Genomic DNA, 19,466 nt, shown 5'->3' with positions numbered 1-19,466 from the left:
ACCGATAAACCTCTATTTCACTTAGGATTTGTTGCTATTCAAACTTAAAGAACACGATCTTATTGGGATCATCTTCGATTTCGTGTCGTGGTGAATCATAGTTTTTTTAAGGTCATTAGATCCGTGATCAATATCAATTTTAAAATGAATGCGTACCCAATTAGTGATTTTTAGTGATGGGAGTCTCATTAAATCGGTCTTTTTGGTATTTTTGAATATATAACCGTCTATATTGGTGATTATAGTCACAGTTATGGCGGGATTATCGTTTAGATATGCTTTTTTAAAGTAATATCCAAGCACAAATAGTTAGCACCCAGAATTATGGAAACCCTGAAATGGTTACGTACTCAAGTTTTGTGGTGATTGCGTTATACGTGTTAATCACCATATTAATCAGCTATTTAGTGAACAAGCGCTACAGCAATGGTGGCGACTTTTCTACGGGTGGAAAGCAATTTGGCTGGTTTACGGCGGGTGTTTCGATACTTGCGACTTACATTAGTGCGATGACGTTTGTAGGGATGCCTGGTTGGGTTTATAGCTCTGGCATGGAAGCGATGAGTATTCACCTTAACTATCCCATCGTTATCTTTTTCACCGTCATTTTCTTTGTGCCTGTCTTCTATAAGCTGGGCTTGACTTCGATTTATGAATACCTTGAGCACCGCTTTGGGGTGTATGCAAGAACCATCAACTCGATTGTGTTCATTGTGGTTCAATGTATCTCTGCGGGTGTGATTTTGTATGCCGTGGCGCTGATCTTAGTGCAAGTTCTGCCTATCAGTATTTCTGAAGCCATTATCTACATTAGTATTTTCACCGCTTGCTATACCTATGCGGGCGGAATTTCCACGGTTATCTGGACCGATATGTTGCAATCTGCAGTATTGGTAGCAGGCAGCATCGCTATCTTTGCCATTCTAATGACAGAGATTAATGCGGCAGATTACCTTTCTCGTAATCACCTGAATATCATCAACTTAGACTTTGATTTAGGCGTAGATACCACACTCTGGGCTGGCGTGGTTGCCGTGAGCTTTTTGCATTTGAGTGTGTACGGCACCAACCAATTGATCATCCAACGCACGTTAGCGACGAGATGTGAAAAGACGGCGCAGAAGTCGATGCTGTTGTGTGGTTACGGTGCATTTTTTGTGTACTTATTCTTCGCGGTACTCGGTGTTCTTTTGAGTGTTTTCTATCAAGATCAATCGTTTGAAAACAGCAACGAAGTGATTTTGGATTTCGTCTTCAACCACACTAACCCAATCGTCGTTGGTTTGATCATTTCCGCATTGGCGGCGGCCGCAATGTCGACCTTGGATTCTACCTACAACTCAATGGCGACCGTCGCAACGTTTGATATCTACAAGCGTTTCGTTCGCAAGAGTGCCGATGATGAGCACTACGAAAAAGTCGCAAGAAAGATGAGTTTGCTCGCTGCGGCTATGGTGGTAGTGCCAGCTCTTCTGGCTGTATCGAATGAATCGGTACTCAAAACCATCGCTAGCCTGACTTCCATCTTTGTTGGTATCCGTCTTGGGTCATTCGTGCTTGGCTTATTCTGGGCAAAAGCCAATGAGAAAGGCGTGATCGTTGGCAGTATCATGAGTGTGATTGCGGTGTTTACTGCCATGTATCTCGACGTGACTTGGCCGTGGTTCGCGCCAATTGGTACGTTTGTCTTCCTTTTGTTTGGTGTGTTAGTGAGCCGTCGTTGGGGCGCTGTGACTGCCGAGCAACAAATCTTTATCAATAATCAAAAACATCTTTTTGCAAAGCCAACCGCAAGCCATTACGGGCTGTTGGTGTTCGCTGTGGCGACCATCGCTGCTTGTATGGTTCTCCCTGATTGGCTTTATGCTGCATTGTCGTAATAGGTAAGTTTATGCTGTCCATCTTTGATATTTACAAGATTGGTGTGGGCCCTTCTAGCTCTCACACCAATGGTCCAATGATCGCGGGTTATCACTTCACTCGTTTGATTGAATCGAACTTGGCAAAAGTGGTTCGTATTCAAGTCGATTTATACGGCTCACTCTCGTTAACGGGGATTGGTCACCATACTGACCGTGCAACGATTTTGGGTCTATTGGGTAACAAACCAGATACCATCAAAATCGCTTCTGCGAACAAAGCGATGCGCAAGGCGATTGAAGAGGGCATGATGTCTGTCGATGGCCGTCATGAAATCGAATTCAACTACAAAACGGACATGTTGTTCCATGAAGAGAACCTTCCTCTGCATGAGAATGGCATGACGATTACTGCGTTAGATGCGCATGGCAATCAGGTTGGGTTTGAAACTTACTACTCTATCGGTGGTGGTTTCATCGCAACGGCAGATGAACTGCAAAATGGCAGTGCGACAGCTCCCGTAGAAGTTGAGTTTCCATTCTCCAGTGCAGACGAAATGTTGGCACAGGCAGAGAAGAACGGCATGAGCCTCGGCGGCATGATTCTGAAAAACGAACAAGCGTTTCAGGAAATGGAAGCCATCAATCAACGTGCAGAACAGATCTGGCGTGTGATGACGCGTTGCATGGAGCGTGGTTTCGAGACAGAAGGTATCTTGGATGGCGGCTTGAACGTGACCCGCCGTGCGCCTAACTTGCTGAAGAAGCTTGAAGCAAATGCAGCAATTGAAAACGATCCAATGGAAATCATGGATTGGATTAACCTGTTTGCTTTTTCTGTGAGTGAAGAAAACGCGGCTGGTGGACAAGTCGTAACGTCGCCAACCAATGGTGCGGCGGGTGTGATTCCGGCGGTATTGATGTATTACCATCGCTTCATCAAAGAGCTGGATACCAAACAGCTTAAAGACTTCCTTGCTGTATCCGGTGCGATTGGCATTTTGTACAAAACCAATGCGTCTATCTCGGGGGCCGAAGTGGGTTGTCAGGGCGAAGTTGGCGTGTCTTCTTCCATGGCGGCAGCTGGCTTGACCGCGCTGCGTGGTGGCAGCAATGAGCAAATTTGTATTGCGGCCGAGATCGCCATGGAGCACTCACTAGGCATGACGTGTGACCCGATTGGTGGCTTAGTGCAAGTACCGTGTATTGAGCGTAATGCAATGGGTGCAATGAAAGCGATCAATGCTTCTCGCATGGCATTAAAACGTAATAGTAAATGTTTGATCTCGTTGGATAAGGTGATTGAAACCATGTACCAAACGGGCAAGGACATGAACAAGAAATACCGCGAGACGTCACTGGGTGGGTTAGCTTTGATTCACCTAGCGCCGCCTTGCGAATAATGAGTTAGGCACATCTAACCAACAAAAAAGCCGAAGCACTGAGATGCATCGGCTTTCCTTTTTTGGAGCGTTTACAACTTAGCTATGCGTTTGCTCACCTTTTGGTGTGCTTTGGTTTGGTTGATAGTGCAAAATCACCATCGAGGTGGGTGACAGCAAGACTTCGCCTTCAGCATGTCCTGGGTTGAGATTACGTACGTTTGTATCACAGATCGTCACCCATTCTTGCTTTCGCTCATTGGGGAGCTTAAAGCGCGCTGTGGCGTTAGTTTGGTTGATGAGGTAGACCAGCTCTTGCCCTTCTTTACCGATACCAAGGTGAAGTGCGACGGAGCTTAAACGGTTCCAATCATCGTGCTCCATTAAGCGACCGTCTGTACGGCGCCAGAAAATACGGTTGTTATTGCGGTTTTCGCCACTGAAAGCTCGGATAAATGGCACCATGTATTGATTTCGGTTGGCGACCATTTGTGACATCCATGCTTTGAAATGTTGCTTACGTTCTGTCTCTTCCCAGTTCAGCCAACTGGTTTCGTTGTCTTGGCAATAGGCATTATTGTTACCGCCTTGGGTGTGAGACAGAACATCAGCAGTGAGAATGTGTGGGATACCGAAGGCAAACAGCAAGCTAGCAATAAGGTTGCGTTTTTGCTTCTCACGCGTGGCGATGATCATCAGATTTTCCGTCTCGCCCTCAACACCGTAGTTTTCTGAACGATTGTCACCGTGACCGTCGCGATTTTCTTCGCCATTGGCTTCGTTATGTTTGTGCTTGTAAGACACTAAATCTTGCAGTGTGAAGCCATCGTGATAAGTGATGTAATTTACGGTGAGTTTGTATGGCCAGTTCGCTGCACTATAAATGTCACGAGAGCCCATTAATCGAGTGGCAAACTCTTTTAAATAGCCTTGATCACCGCGCCAAAAACTGCGGGAAATATCACGCAGTTTGTCATTACATTCGTTCCAACCAAATGGAAAGTTACCCACTTGGTAGCCATTTGGACCAATATCCCAAGGTTCGGCAATCAATTTGGTTTCACGCAAAATTGGGTCTTGCGCAACGGCTTTAAAGAAAGCTGCTTCTGGGTTGTAATCATCGCCCTGTCGACCTAACGTTGCAGCCAAGTCAAAACGGAAGCCATCGACTTTAAATTCGCTAACCCAGTAGCGCAATGTATCCATCACAAGGTTTAAGGCTGGTTGGTAGGTGAGATCCACTGTATTTCCGCAGCCAGTGTAATTGGCGAAGTGGTTGCCATGTTTGATGTAAAAACAGGAATCGAGGGCCTTCAGGTTGAAAATTGTAGGCCCTTCACCACCTTCAGCAGTGTGGTTGTAAACCACGTCGAGAATCACTTCGATACCGTTTTTATGCAATTCGCGAATTGTTGTTTTTAATTCCGTAACGGCGTCTTGTTCTGCGTAGCGCGGATCGGGCACCATAAAGAGATAAGGGTTGTATCCCCAATAATTGACCTTTTCCATCTCTAGTAGGTGAGGCTCATGCATGCATGCTGCGACAGGTAGCAATTGCAGCGTGTTGATGTTTTGTTGTTTGTAAAAGGCCAGCATTTCAGGTGATGCAAGACCTAAATAGCGCCCCCTCAGCTTGTCCTCAACCTCTGGGTGGCGTTGGGTAATCCCTTTGACGTGCGTCTCAAACAACACCATCTCTTCTCTGGGTATACGCGGGTGATCCGTGTTTTGCCAGTCAAAATCATCTTCGATAACGACGCACTTCGACATATCGAAACTTTTGGCTGGAGAGTACGGAGGGTGATAGTGGAGGGCTTTATCTATTGATTTTGCGTACGGATCAGAAATTAACAGTGGCTCTTCCTTGTGGGAGACAAGGTAACCGTATTTTTGCCCCGGCTTAATATCTGGAATAAAAGTATGACGTATGCCAGCGTATTCATTCGGTAAACCGTGAAGCTCGTAGCTGCCATCGTCTGCAAACAATGCCAGTTGAATGTCTTTTACGCCTGGAGCATGAATAGAGAAGTTACAGCCTTCTTTATTCAATGTTGCGCCCAGGGGGTAGGGGCGAGAGAGAAGTCGTGTCATCGGAGATACTTTATTTAATATTTATTGCTACCTTTAGGAAACTATAAGTTAAAAACTTTGTCTTACTAAGGTCAACCACCCTAAATATAAAAATATTCGTGTAATTTAATTACTTTATGTGACGGCTTAGAGTCAAAAATATGAAATGGCTATCACTTTGTAGCGGCTCAAAACCGAACAAACTTACTAATTCCTCCCTAGATTGGTGATCTGACTCGAAAAAACACCATTCGGTAAATTTTCTACTCCCTTCTCATCCCCCTTAAATTAGTTTAGGGCGGAGGAAGTCATCCTTGTACGCCTCGGGTAATCTCACAACTGTTGAAACAAACGGGGATTCGTTCCCATCTTACCTCTCTTTCTTTAGGTGTGTTTTTACTGCCTATATTCACCTAAAAGAGTGAGCAGGGAAGACAGAATTATAAATACCCTTAATGGAGTTAAGAATGAAAAAAGTAAGTGCAATTGCTGCTGCTGTAGCTGCAACTTTAGCTGCTGGTTCTGCATTCGCAGTGGATTTCCACGGTTACATGCGTGCTGGCGTTGGCGTGAACGCTGACGGTGGTCAACAATTAACATTCGAAAAGAACAAGATCGGTCGTCTAGGTAATGAAAGCGATATCTACGGCGAGATTCAACTAGGTAAAGAAGTTTACAACAACAACGGCAAAACGTTCTACGTAGACTCTATGGTTGCAATGACTTCTAACGGTTCAAACGACTGGGAAAGCACTTCTGCTAACTGTGGTTTGGATAACGGCGAAGTGAAATGTGTAGACGATGCACAATTCGCACTACGTCAGTTCAACGTTCAAGCTAAAGGCCTACTAAACTTTGCTCCTGAAGCAACGCTTTGGGCAGGTAAACGCTACTACCAACGTCACGACATTCATATCTCTGACTTCTACTACTGGAACATCTCTGGCGCGGGCGCTGGTGTTGAAGGTATCGAAGCTGGTCCTGGTAAAGTTTCTTTCGCTTGGGTTCGTAACGACCGCGGCGATATCGCTGACCCAGGCAACGATGGTGGCGCAACAAACGTAAACACTCTAGACGTACGTTACGCAGGTCTTCCTCTATGGGACAACGGTTCTCTAGAAATGGGCTTGAACTACGCAATTCTTAACGAAACTGACGCTGCGCCAAACGGCACTAAAGATGCGAAAAACGGCGTAATGTTCACAGCAGAATTGACTCAAGGTCTAGACGCTGGTTTCAACAAAACAGTGCTTCAGTACGGTACTGAAGGTTACTCTAAAACAATGGCATTCTACGGCGACGGTAGCTGGTACGGCGCAGAAGCTGACAACGGTGCATCTGGTTACCGCCTAATCAACTGGGGTGTAATCGGCATGGGCGACAGCTGGGAAATGGGTCACCAGTTAGTGTACGGTGTTGGTGAAGACATGTGGGCTGGCCAAGACAAGTGGGAAACAATGTCTGTTGTTGTTCGTCCAATGTACAAATGGGATGACAACCACAAAACTATCTTCGAAGCTGGTTACGCTATCGACGATAACGACGGCGAAGAAAACAAATACGGTAAGCTAACTGTTGCTCAAGCATGGTCTGCTGGCTCTAGCTTCTGGGCTCGTCCTGAAATCCGTGTTTACGCTTCTTACCTAACGGCTGACAAAGAAGACAACTCAAACACATTTGACAACGGCCGTTCAGACGATACGTTCCAATTCGGTGTACAAGCTGAAGCTTGGTGGTAATCATCTAACCACTAAGTCCTAAATTGTCCTAGAATGATACAGCCAGAACTTATCTGGCTGTATTTATTTAAAAAACAATAAAGAGTCGAGGTAGACAGTAATGAAAAAATGGCTTGCTCCCGTACTGCTGGGCATGTTGGCTACTGGTTGTGCGTCTGTAGAACAAGTAGAGATGAGTCCAAAAGGTCAGCAACAAGTGATCACGCAATCGGGTGATATTCAATGGGTACCGCTTAACGTGCCTGTGGTTACTGAATTCGCTTTGACTGATAAAAGCCAAATGTTGTTGGATGGTAACAGTGCTGGCGCTATTGCAGCGTTTGCTCTTCCAGGCAACCGTGGCAGTCTCGATATCAAATTAGAGACATTCGTAAGTAAAGAGCTTCAATTTTATGCTCCTAATGTCGCAGTGATGAACTCGGCAGGAGAAACCATTTACCAAGCAGATTTTTCAAAGTTTAAGTACGAACCAGCAAAACTGTTGGACAACGATAAATTCGTACTTGATCTCAATGTGATTCCAGACATGACAGGTAACGATCTGCATGTGTTGGTTTACACGACTTCCGCCGATCTAAAAGGAAGTACACAAGTTTTACACCCTGCAAAAGCCTTCGCCATGGCGCGCCACACTCAGCCGCCAGATATTGCAGACCCTCTAGCGAAACATAGCCCACTTGGTCAGTTCCGCTTTTCGGTATCCGCGAATGATATTGTGAATACTAAGATTGTTGCGAAAAACGATAACATTCCCCAAGGTACGGACCTTACTAGCTACTACTACAGCTCCATTGAAGCAGCAGTCGCAGCGAATGATATTCCGAAAGCGCTCACTTTGCTTGATGAAGCAAAAGAGCTAGGTATCGAAGGTGCGCAACAAGTGTTTGTGAAAGCCGTAAATAGAAAATAATCAGATAAAAAAAGGTCAGCGAAATGCTGACCTTTTTCATAGAAAATAAACTAATAAAAATACCCCTACATAGAGTTACCTTATTCACATAATTATTTTTATTACTTTGTTTTTTATATAGGTTGGATCAATAATTAATGGCAGTTCCTAATTTATTTTGTGTACTTAGGAAATAAACAAACTTCTCGAAGTGATTTAAATTCACAATCTGACGATATTTATTTGGCGTTTGATATTTCCATTTTAATAACGATTAATATTTCTTTTAACCGTTGAGTTTATTTTGCTTTGGATATACTAAAAAGGAATTACGTGAAATGAACATGATGAAGACCTCTCTTGCTGCTGCCCTACTTGTTGCCTTAGTAGGTTGTCAATCGACGGCAGAACCTGAAGCGGCCACAGAGCCAGTTGTTAATATGTCTCAAGACGAAGTGGTTGCTTTCATGAAAGCGTGTGACAACCCAGACAGCACGGCGAAAGGACCTATTTCTAAACCACTATTTGTGGTGGGTACGTTTGCGGATTCCGATTGGAAACACGTGCCTCAGCGTCAATACACCTACAAAGGGAATAATTTCTACCAAGCCGTGGTTCAAGAAAAAGTAGGCTCCTACAAAATGCAGTATGCGACCGAATTATGGTTCCCACAATTTACCGCAAAAGGCAATCGAATGAACGTTGGTGAATTAACACCATTAACATTTGGTGGTTACGGTACGGATACTTCGGTTGATATTAAAGAAGATGGTAAATATGTATGGAGTCTTCAGTTTGAAGGAAAAGGCAAACCTGTTCATGTCATGGTAAATAAATGCCAATAATATTTCATTCAGTTATTTAAGATTTATTTTTTATTTATTAACCCCTGCATGAAACAAATGTCGGGGTTAATTTTATTACTCAAATGCCAGTAGTTTATTTGAGTAAGTTAGGGAGAATAAAATGCGTAATATCCTACGTAACCATCGCCTGTCTCGCTCGTTGCTTGCGTTAAGTGTGATTGGTGCTTTATCTGCGTGTAATTCTTCTGGTGGTGGCGACACTAATAGCAGCACTCCGCTACCGGATACCAGTTATGCTTGCCAAGCCAATGTCATGGCGCAAAGTAACCAACTTCGTACTTATCAAATCATGGTAGAGAGTTTTGTGGATGGTGATGCGAGCATTGGTCACGGTACAGGTTATGGCACCAGCCATCATAACGGCGATTTGCAAGGAGTGATTGATTCACTCGATTACATCCAAGATTTAGGGATGAACGCGATTTGGTTGACGCCAGTTTTTGAATCAGAAGCGATAGCAGGACAAGATCATTGGGCGGATCGTTTGGACGCCACCGGCTATTTTGCGACAGATTACTTTGAAATCGACCCTAAATTTGGTGACTTAGCGACCGCGAAAACTCTAGTCGAAGAAGCACACAAACGCGGTTTGTACGTATTTTTTGATGGCGTATTTGGCCACCATAAGAATGGTTTGATCAAACCCTCACCTTCCGGCTTGTTGCCTTCTGGCTCAAGCAATCCTGTTGATTACCCAGCTAGTCTCGATTTCTACAAAGAGGTTGCGACGTATTGGATCAAAGAACTCAAGATTGACGGCTGGCGTTTAGATCAAGCCTATCAAGTTCCGACAGACGCATGGACACAACTTCGTAAAGCCGTCGATGAAGCCTCACAAAGTGTGACGTACACCAATAGCAAAGGCGATCAAGTGAATCCGTTGGGTTACATGGTGGCAGAGATTTGGAAAGGGGAGTCTGAGATCGCGAATGAGGCGTATGGATCGAACAGCGATCCCGCATTGTGCTCTGCGTTTGACTTCCCTATGCGCTATCGCATCGTTGAAACTTTGGCCGTGAATGAGAGTGGCGTGGGTGGTCGCGGTGTGGATTGGCTAGACAACGGCTACAGCACACACAACCAATATCCAACACATGCGCAGCCGAATTTGATGATCGGCAACCATGATTTAGTGCGCTTTGGTGACTTGTTGCAGCGCGGAAACTTGGCGGATGTGAATGATGCAGAATATTGGTTACGCCATAAAGCCGCGTTTGCTTTCCAAGCTGCGTACACTGGGCCAATCACGTTGTATTACGGCGATGAAATCGGGGATCAAGTGGATGGTTTTGCCGCAAAAGAAGACAACAACACCTGTGCTATTCAAGGTTTGTGCGATGATCACGTTGCGCGCAGCAGTGCGAAAATTGAAGGCGTGACGACGACGCTTGATGCAAACCAAGCCGATCTCAAAGCTTATGTGACATCGCTGATGACAATGCGCGATACGCATCCCGCACTTTATCAGGGGTCACGCACGAATTTAGTTGCGAGTAACGGCAGTTATGTGGACTTGAAACAATCTGGTTCAGACAAAATCTTGTTTGCGCTAAATACCTTAGAGAGCGCGAGAACCGTCATTCTTGCTCAGGAGAGTGTTGGCACCGGTGAGCTGGTGGATTTACTCACGAATGAAAAAATTGCTCCGAGCAATGGTCAATATCAACTTCCGATGTCGCCATTACAAGGGCGATTCTTTGCGGTAAAACCTTAAGGAATTATCCAGAATTGATGCTCACCAGTTGAGCTGACCACAAGCTTTCTTATAAACAAGCCAAGTGTTGTTGCTGACCCCCATAGGCGCACACTTGGCTTTTTTCTGTCTGTTTTACTTTTCCCTTAATGGTTTTACGACGATGTAGCCAACAAGTAGCTTCGCTTTTTGTATTGGCGTTTGTTTTCAGCAGGTGAATATTTGTGAGATAAGCTGCACATTAAAAAGTAAATTAACACTTGTGCAACGTAAAAATGTGACTGAAGGATTACTTATGCCCCACTAATATGTTTATCGTGTTTGGGATTTATATAACTAATGGAAAAGTATAATGAAATCCATAACGAACTCCCTCTGTCTCCTTGCTGCTGTTAGCTCTCCGTTTGCATATAGCCAAATTATCAACGGTGACTTTGAGCAGTGGAATGGCAATGTACCTACGCAGTGGTCAGAGATTGACGCGGGCATTACAGTGTCGCCAAGCAGCGAGCAAATCAAATCGGGTGGTCTGGCTGCCCAGGTCGTCGTGAATACAGGTACCCAAAGCAACACCGACTTTTTGCAAACCATTAATGTGGAGCAAGGGAAAACCTATCCGTTTTCTGTCTCGGTTTATCATACCGAAGGAAATGTAAAAGCACGTCTGGTGGTTGATGGTTATCACAATTACTCGAACCCACAACAGATAAACCAGTGGCAAGAGCTCGCGCACAACTACACAGCGAGCTCGAACAAGACCATCAACGTCGGTTTGCGTTTTTACGATGAAGCCAGTTTTGATGGCTCAGAAGTTGTCTACGTCGATAATTTTCAACCGACTGAGACAAGCACGCAGCCTCCCGTAGAGAGCTGTAGTGATCACCAAGTGGTCTTGACTCTCACGACCGACAACTATGGCTCTGAAACGAGTTGGACGCTGAAAAACAGCCAATCCGCAGTGCTGTTCTCTGGTCAGGGTTATGAGTCGGCAACCACCGTTGAAAAAAGCATGTGTTTAGCCGACGGTGATTACCAGTTCACCATTCAAGATGAGTATGGTGACGGCATTTGTTGTGGAAGTGGCGCGGGTTCGTACACGTTGATGGAAGGAACCAAGACCCTTGCTTCTGGCGCTGAGTTCGCCAAAAGCGAAACCACTGATTTTACGTTAGGTGACACCACCACGACTCCACCAGTGGTTGATGGGTATTATCAAGCCGCGTCTGGTAAGACGGGATACGCTCTAAAAACGGCGCTGTTTAACATCATCAATAATCACTCCAGCCGTGGCTATTCAGCGATTTGGACTTTGGTAAAAGACGCAGATTTGGATAACTACTACGAGAAAGACGGCTCCATTCTTGATATGTATTCAGAGAAGCCTGCGGGCAACGATGCAGTGAGTTTCACGAAAGTAACCGACCAATGCGGTCAATACAGTCAAGAAGGGGATTGCTACAACCGTGAACACTCGTTCCCGAAAAGCTGGTTTGGTGGAAAAGTTGAACCGATGAACTCAGACGGTCACCATTTGTTTGCCACCGATGGTTATGTAAACGCCAAACGTAGCAACTGGCCATTTGGCGAAGTGGGCACCTCGACTTATGTTTCCAGCAATGGTTCTAAGCTAGGTCAAGCGAGCACAGCACTGGGTTATTCAGGCACCGTGTTTGAGCCGATTGATGAGTTTAAAGGCGATTTTGCGCGCGCGTATTTTTACATGGCAACCCGTTACGAGAACGTGATTGGCAATTGGGAGAACAACACGAGCAACTCTGACGCGGTGTTGGATGGCACCAGTACGAACGTATTTGAACCTTGGATGCTAAACATGCTGAAACGTTGGCACAAAAATGATCCTGTTAGCGCGAAAGAAATCCGTCGCAATGACTTGGTGTTTGAGTTCCAAGGAAACCGCAACCCGTTTATCGATCATCCTGAATTTGTTGAGCAAATTTGGGGGAATTAACGCGCAATTGGTTTCAACATTGCGAGTCAATCTCACGGCGAACCATTGAGAATAAGAAAGGGGAGGCATAATGCTTCCCCTTGTATTTACGGATGTTGTGAAAACTGGAGAACTCAGTTCTTCGTGACGGTTACGATTGGCGCTGACTTGTCAGCCGCGTTGAAGTGGAAGTTGTAATTTCCTGCTTCTGCAATCGCAATTTTCAGGTTTGCACTACCGCCACCGACTTCCATCGTTAGCGCTTTACCAAGCTCAACACTGCCTTCGCCACCGAAGTTGGTGTCTGCTGCCCAGTCTGCGCTCGCAACTTTCATCTCGTAGTTGCCCGCCGCTAGGTCAATGTCTAGCGAATAAACGTCATTTGCAACATAGCTGAACTTCGCTGTTGAGTCTTGTGCTGGAGCATCCCATGTAGTGATAGTGCCACGTAAGTAAAGTGCTGTTTCACCGAATGTTGGTGCATCTGCTGACTTGGTCACTGACACGACCGGTTTTTCTACGCTTTCATCTTGAACATGCAGCGCGTTCAGAGTGAAGTTGTACTTACCTGTTTCAGCAACAGACAGCTTACAGTTACCTTCTGAACCTAATTCTAGTGAACCAGAAGCTATATTCGCAGCATCACAACCGATGTTTGGATTTGCCCAACCAGAGTCCGCGAATTTGAACTCGTGTTCACCAGCTTCAAGAACGCCAGTTACAGAGTACATACCGTTGCCAATAAAGGTCATCGCCCAATCACTGCTATCAGACCACTCGTTCATCGTGCCTTTCACGTAAACAACAGTTTCGCCGTAAGGAGGAATACTCGATACGTCTTTGTTATCCGTGTTTACTGGTAGGCCAGCACCTTGCGCGCCGTTTTGTGGCTGCACGAATACCGCTGTTGTCAGTGCTGGTACTGTGAACGTTTCATTGGTGAAGCTTGCACCTTTGACGATGTCATCCGCAGAGTTTTGTTGAACTTCATGCAGTTCGAAACCAGTTGCGCCAGCAACTTTGAAAGATTTCTCAGTTGATGTTGAGTTCACAACGGCCACGACAGCATCGTAGTTCGAATCCAAATCGGCACCCGCTGATGTACCATCGTCGATAGACATCACAATCAAGCCTTCCACTTGGTCTTTCCCTACGTTGCGGAAGTCCACACGGTTCATCACTTCTTGCGCGGTATCTAGGCGGAACAGTTCGCTTGTGCTACGGATTTTTAGTAGCTCTAGGAATTGTTGCTTAGTCAGCTCGATGTCGGTTGAATCTGGTTTCGCCGTGCTGTCACCAACGATGGTTTTGATCAGCTCCCAGTTTGCACCGTCTTTGTCTTCACGTGGTAGACCAACGTTCCAGTTATTGTCGCTTCCGTCGAAGAATACACGGTTGAACCAGTCACCAGAATCGTACGAGTCGCGCTGCATAGATTTAGAGCGCAATAGCTCAGAACCCATGTGGATGAATGGAATGCCTTGACCAAGCATCACCGTTGATAGGGACACAGACTGCATACGTGCACGCTCGGCAGATGAAGTGCCTGTCGCAATCTTGTAGGCGTTGTTATCCCACAATGTTTGGTTGTCGTGCTTAGACACGTAAGAGATGTTCTCTGATGGCACTTTTGTGTAGCCTGCAGGCGCACCATTGTAATCAACGTTTTTACCCAGTTTGGTTTCGCCTTTGTAATCAAGAAGGATGTAGTCAGCCAAGTTACCAGCCATACCTAGACGAACCAGATCTTGGTTGTGTAAACGACCATTCACCGACTCTGCGTCAGTTTTGGTTTCTTCGTTAGGATAAGCGGCGTTACCAAAGCCTTGGTTAAAGCGAAGTGGGTGCTTACCTTCAGAATCTACACCGCCATCAAACGGGCTTCCGCCACGAACTGCGTCACGCAGACGATCAGAGAAAGTACCGATTTCTGTCCCCGCCATGTTGACTTGTGTCGCCTGATCGAAGCGAGCGTTTTGCGCGACTTCACCGAAGTCCCAACCTTCGCCGTAGAACAGAGTATTCGGATCAATTTCACGGACTTTTTCAAGTGCGTAAACCATCACATCTTTCGGCTGGTGGCCCATAAGGTCAAAACGGAAACCATCGACTTTATAGTCATCCGCCCATACCATCAATGAGTCAACCATTAGTTTACCCATCATCAAGTTCTCGGTTGCGGTGTTATCACAACAGGTTGAGTTTTCGACGCCGCCAGTGTTGACGTTTAGGCGGTGGTAGTACCCAGGGACAATCTTATCCAGTACTGATTTTTCGTTCACACCAGATGCATTTGTGTGGTTGTACACGACGTCCATGACCAGTTTCAGATCCATTTTATGCGTCGCTTGAACCATTTCGCGGAACTCTAGAATACGCTTAGACCCGTTAGGATCGGTCGCATAACTGCCTTCTGGCACGGTGTAGTGGTAAGGGTCGTAACCCCAGTTGAAGCTGTCTAGCATGCGAAGATCGTTCATCAACGCTTGTGCTTTGCCCGTTGTTGGGTCGTAGCTATTTAATACCTCTTCAATCACTTTGCCGTCATCTTCGGTCTCACAAATGGAGGCTTCTGGCTTGATGCCACAAAGTTTACCCACGGTGTCGGTGATATCGACTCGCTTGTCAGCGTCTTCATCCACGGTTGCAATATCAAATGCTGGCAGGATATGTAGCGTTGTTAGGCCAGCATCTTTTAAAGCTTGTAAGTGAGATACAGACTCACGCTCAGGTTCTGTAAGCGCCAGATATTTGCCATCAAGACTTGGTGTGCCTTTGCTGTCGTTAAAGCTGAAATCACGAATGTGTGACTCGTAAAGGACGTGGTCTTCGTCTTTTTTAACCGTTGGGCGTGCGTAGTTTTTCCAATCTTGAGGCATTAAGCTTGGATCATCTAAATCAACCACTTGCGAGTATCGTGAGTTCTTAGACAAGCTCATTGAATATGGGTCTGTTACCAAACGCGTTTCAACAACGCCAGTTGTTGGGTGGTATACCTTAACTTGGTAGCGATAGTATTTGTTGACAACGTTGCTTTGTGCCTCAGAAACCCAGATACCTGTTGCTGGGTCTTCCGTCATGGCAACGGTCGCTTCTTCTGCTAAGTTTTCATCGTAGATTATCAGATCAACATCTTGGGCAGTTGGTGCCCATAGTTTGAAGGTTGCGGCACCGCCTTCCACAATCGCACCGAGTTCTTGACCGATCGCGTTACCTGCCTTGGAATCGGCAAACACCGCATCCAAAACGCCCGGTTTTTGCACTTCAGTTGCAGAAATGACGTCACCATTTGCGTTGTAAGCCACCATAACGATTTGTGACTTCAGGATCGTACGCAAGGTCGCGTCATCGACATCGATACCCGCAGCTTGAAGGCTAGCAAGGTGACGGAAGCGTGATTTTAGACCATCAGACAACTCACCAGCTTTTGTCAGCTCAATCGCTGTACCGCCAGAGATTTGCTTGTCTTCATCCATTTTGATGTCATTGCGAAGGCTGTAGAACAGCTTCATGGAATCCGCACTGGTCGCTGCTTCCCATGCAATGGTGTTGGCGTCTAACCAATGGGCTTTTTGACCATCAATTTCAACAGGGCGCTCTTCTATTGGCTCGTAGTAAAGTTCACTGCTGCCGTGGAAGCCAAACAAACCTTTCGATTCGCCGATTTTCGTCAACTCTACTTTTGAGTTTGCGCTGCCGAACGCTTTCTCATCACCTTTGTGCAGAATGAAGTTCATGCATTCGTGTGGGTCAGAGGCGTCTGGGTTTATTTTCAGTACGTAGTAAGCACCGTAGGTGTCGTTGATGCCATCGAATGGGTGTGGCGCAGACCAATCCGTTCCTGTTCCCGGAATGCCCATTGCGTCTAAATCTGTGCTGGTACAGCCCTCACCGTTCCATAGGTGCAAGCCCCAACCTTCGTAGTCGCTGGCCGTTGAAGCTGATGCTACGTCACGTTTGTAATAAATGACGACTTCGTTCTCTCCCGCAGGGTACAAGCCTGAGCCAGGGTTCGTCGTATCTTCGTTCGTGCTATCACTACCACAACCGCTGATTACCGCGACGGAAATCAAAGGCAGTACGGTTTTGGCAATTGTTGATAATTTAAATGTCTTATTGTCCACGTTTACAAATCCATTGTTATTGAATTGATATTGAGCTGCGCGCTGCCTTCGCTGACTCAATCATCAAGAAGGTTTTGCACACGCTAGAAAGGCAGATGCCAAAAAAGGAAATGTTCAATTAGATGCTAATACACTGAATCATCAGCAAAATGTGAGAGCAGGCTGTTAAGTTTTTTACAGATGCAAATTTTCTGTCACAGTCGATTTTGTTCACAAATTAAATAATAAAATAGGCGCATAGTGAGAGATTCTGCACATCATTAAAATGTAAATTTTTATGGGATGAGTAAGGGGGGATGATAGGGGATGAGAATGTCTCAGCCCCAAAACCGTGATTAAGTTCTATAAAAATGAGGGCTATATTTTTCTTTTAAAAATAAGTTGCAGTGATGTTGAATAAAATACCGCCATTAAGTCTTCGCAAGCTTCAGATTTTCGCTAAGTGGTCGTTATATAATGAAGGTAGTCGGCGTTATGTCGGCACGTAATCATAAGATTTCCCTGAAAGGGAGTTGAATTGGGCCCTGAAACCGAAAGAGGCTATTTATGAGTAGTATGGGCATTGCCATTGCGGCAACTGGCCTTTCACTCGTCCTGATATTTGTGTGGATGATCTCGTTGTCGATGCGGAAACAGAGACTCGAGGCAGAGAGGAAAGCTCGCGAAGCCGCTTATCGAAAGGCGATGCATAAAGCGCGAGAGCAAGAGCGTAAAGAGCGAGAGTTCAAAGCAGAAACCGGGCATATCCCCACCATTTTATTTCTAGCGAAAGAAGCCGAAAAGGACAACATTCGTCAAGCGCTGTATTGGTATGATAAAGCCGCTAAACTGGACAATGTGACGGGGATGTACGGCATTGTTCGCTTAAGTGAACGCATGCGCGAAGATGTGATTTTAAAAGAGCAGGCAAACTTCTGGCGTACCGCAATTGCGGGAATGGAAGGGGATACCGAAGCGAAATTTTCGACGGGCAAGGCCTTGGTCTTTGGTCGAGGAACTGAAAAAAATATCCCAAAAGGTAACCAACTGATTGAAACGGCCGCCGAAGAAGGCTGCATTGATGCCATGATTTATATGGGGGAATGGCAGCTTTCACCAGACAATAGTGCAGGACGCAGTGCAGATGCGCTTTACTGGTTTATGAAAGCGGCGGAAAAAGACAGTGCAGATGGCAAGATCCAAGTCGGCTTATGTTACCTAAATGGCATTGGTACAGAAAAAAGCATGGTTAAAGGTTGCTACTGGCTAGAACGAGCCGCGGAAGGTGGCAGTGCTAAAGCGATGTATCATGCTGGCGAAGCGTGGAAGGATAAAGGTAAAACGGGTAATGCAATTGCTTACGTTTGGCTGTTTCTTGCTGCTAATATGGGCTACCAACCTGCACGTACGTTGCGTGATGAAGTGGCAACCAATATTGGTGTTGATGTTGTCGTTGGATTGCAGTCCATAGCGAAGCCGTTGCAAAGAAAGCTGGCCTCAGGAATGGTGAGAAAGCACTCTATTATTCGAGCCCTTAACAAAGTGTACAAACGCGAAGCGTATTTTCCTGCGGAAGAGGAGCTCAATGCGGTGTTGAATGATGAGAATAAAGACGTCTCCGAAGCTTGGGAGGAGACATCAACACTAGATTTTCAGCCTAACATGACAACGGTAACAGCAGAAGACCAGGCAAGCACATCGCCCAACGAAAAAAAACTCTCTAAAGATGCGCTCGATTTCACTCAAAACTTCCTTCAGCCATAACCTATCTTATCCAGAAGCCTCAAGATTGAGGCTTTTCTTTTGCTCTTTTGCCAGTATCTCTATCAGTCACGACAACAGAATGTAAACTTACTTAAGCAGTCATTTTACTGATGTGCATACTATTTATGCGATTTTTCAACATATTTTTAGTACTTAACTAAGATGGGATCTGTGTACCTTAAAAAAGAGGTTTTTCCCTCTTTATTTACTTCCGCTATTGGGCTTAGATCAAGCCTTTTCAATTGATAGTAATAATGATTGAAGAGCAATTGCTTGATGCCCCGATTTATAGATGAATAGTACTCATTACTTTATCTAATAATGTAAATTAAAAAATGTATTATAAATCTTAAATTGTTCTTTTATATTTAGGTGTTGATTATTGATTTTATGATTAATTAGGCGCAAGATAACGTAAAAATAAAATAGCATAGTTAATATGCAGAATTACACTAGGAAGTAACTTTTTCATTACATGTTTCATAATAAATAGAGATAATTTTTTATCTCTGTTTTTATTTATATTAGAGATTTGTGTATGTTGAGAATCATTAGTGCAGATAAATTTATCTCTTCAAGGTTTATCTTAGAGTACAGTAAGGCTGAGTTCGCTTCTTTATTAGGTGTTTCCGTCGCTAAAATAAGTAATATTGAAAGTGGAAAATCTTCAATCCCCCCGGTGTATGATTACGCCATTCATTACTTGTTGAGTGAACATCCATTTAAAGATAGTGCTGTTGATGCTTTATGCTCTCATGAAACGTTAAACTTTGCTCGTCGTATTGACGTCAATACCAAAGTAAAACGCTTGTCCTGTAAGCGTTGCGATAGCCGTAGACTGCACGTTATGGCTGGCATGAGTGGCTTGTATTTTGTCGAGTGCATGGATTGTAAACACACTATGTACTCGTCAGGCATGTCTGTAAAACGTTATCAGCAATGGTCGAATGATGGAGTCAAACTAGATAGTCATTTATTTAATTGAATTGTGTTTCCTTTGCACCTAAAGTAAAAAGCCATCAATACATGTGTTGATGGCTTTTTTATTATGTGTTTAAATTTAGTTAAAATTAAAATATTTATCATTCCTAATAATATAGTCCTAATAATTATATAGTGATGGAAATCTCAAAAAATTATTTTCTTGATATTT

The 19,466-nt window shown here is 44.9% G+C and carries 11 protein-coding genes; 9 read left to right on the top strand and 2 right to left on the bottom strand.

Annotated elements, in window-relative coordinates:
- Positions 1–338 precede the first annotated feature (338 nt).
- Together R7O13_RS07340 and R7O13_RS07335 are read left to right on the top strand one after the other, a co-directional pair.
- Positions 339–1,880, top strand: a complete 1,542-nt coding sequence (locus R7O13_RS07340; protein WP_318303427.1) for a sodium:solute symporter — start codon at positions 339–341, stop codon at positions 1,878–1,880.
- An 11-nt stretch (positions 1,881–1,891) separates the two neighbouring features.
- Positions 1,892–3,262, top strand: a complete 1,371-nt coding sequence (locus R7O13_RS07335) for an L-serine ammonia-lyase (RefSeq protein ID WP_318303426.1) — start codon at positions 1,892–1,894, stop codon at positions 3,260–3,262.
- 78 nt (positions 3,263–3,340) lie between these two features.
- Here the strand turns inward: R7O13_RS07335 and glgX are convergent, their stop codons facing one another.
- Positions 3,341–5,332 (bottom strand): glycogen debranching protein GlgX, encoded by a 1,992-nt coding sequence (gene glgX / locus R7O13_RS07330; protein ID WP_318303424.1) that lies wholly within the window; start codon positions 5,330–5,332, stop codon positions 3,341–3,343.
- Positions 5,333–5,778: 446 nt separating this feature from the next.
- Here glgX and R7O13_RS07325 point away from each other — a divergent pair, with 446 nt between their 5' ends.
- The 5 genes from R7O13_RS07325 (at position 5,779) to R7O13_RS07305 (ending at position 12,467) form a co-directional block, all read left to right on the top strand.
- Complete coding sequence (locus R7O13_RS07325) at positions 5,779–7,050, top strand: maltoporin (protein ID WP_005374784.1); 1,272 nt, start codon at positions 5,779–5,781, stop codon at positions 7,048–7,050.
- Between the two features lie 100 nt (positions 7,051–7,150).
- Positions 7,151–7,960, top strand: coding sequence for a MalM family protein (locus tag R7O13_RS07320; RefSeq protein WP_005374786.1), 810 nt, complete (start codon positions 7,151–7,153; stop codon positions 7,958–7,960).
- A 317-nt stretch (positions 7,961–8,277) separates the two neighbouring features.
- On the top strand, positions 8,278–8,784 hold the full coding sequence (locus R7O13_RS07315) for a hypothetical protein (protein ID WP_017634473.1): 507 nt from the start codon (positions 8,278–8,280) through the stop codon (positions 8,782–8,784).
- A gap of 121 nt (positions 8,785–8,905) precedes the next feature.
- Positions 8,906–10,519 carry an alpha-amylase family glycosyl hydrolase gene (locus tag R7O13_RS07310; RefSeq protein WP_318303422.1) on the top strand — a complete coding sequence of 538 codons (1,614 nt, stop codon included), beginning with the start codon at positions 8,906–8,908 and terminating at the stop codon, positions 10,517–10,519.
- Between the two features lie 331 nt (positions 10,520–10,850).
- Positions 10,851–12,467, top strand: coding sequence for an endonuclease (locus R7O13_RS07305; protein WP_318303420.1), 1,617 nt, complete (start codon positions 10,851–10,853; stop codon positions 12,465–12,467).
- A 113-nt stretch (positions 12,468–12,580) separates the two neighbouring features.
- Here R7O13_RS07305 and pulA read toward each other — a convergent pair whose 3' ends face one another.
- Complete coding sequence (pulA, locus tag R7O13_RS07300; protein ID WP_318303419.1) at positions 12,581–16,570, bottom strand: pullulanase-type alpha-1,6-glucosidase; 3,990 nt, start codon at positions 16,568–16,570, stop codon at positions 12,581–12,583.
- Between the two features lie 546 nt (positions 16,571–17,116).
- Between pulA and R7O13_RS07295 the strand changes: the two genes are divergently transcribed.
- Positions 17,117–18,313: a tetratricopeptide repeat protein gene (locus tag R7O13_RS07295; protein WP_238855225.1), complete on the top strand. Its 1,197-nt coding sequence runs from the start codon at positions 17,117–17,119 to the stop codon at positions 18,311–18,313.
- A 538-nt stretch (positions 18,314–18,851) separates the two neighbouring features.
- The gene (locus R7O13_RS07290) at positions 18,852–19,298 is read left to right on the top strand and encodes a helix-turn-helix transcriptional regulator (protein WP_318303418.1); all 447 of its coding nucleotides are present in this window, start codon (positions 18,852–18,854) and stop codon (positions 19,296–19,298) included.
- Positions 19,299–19,466: the final 168 nt, after the last annotated feature.

This window comes from Vibrio sp. Y176 (assembly GCF_033438945.1).
Note: the sequence above shows the minus strand (reverse complement) of the source record. Positions and strands in the feature narration are given on the sequence as shown.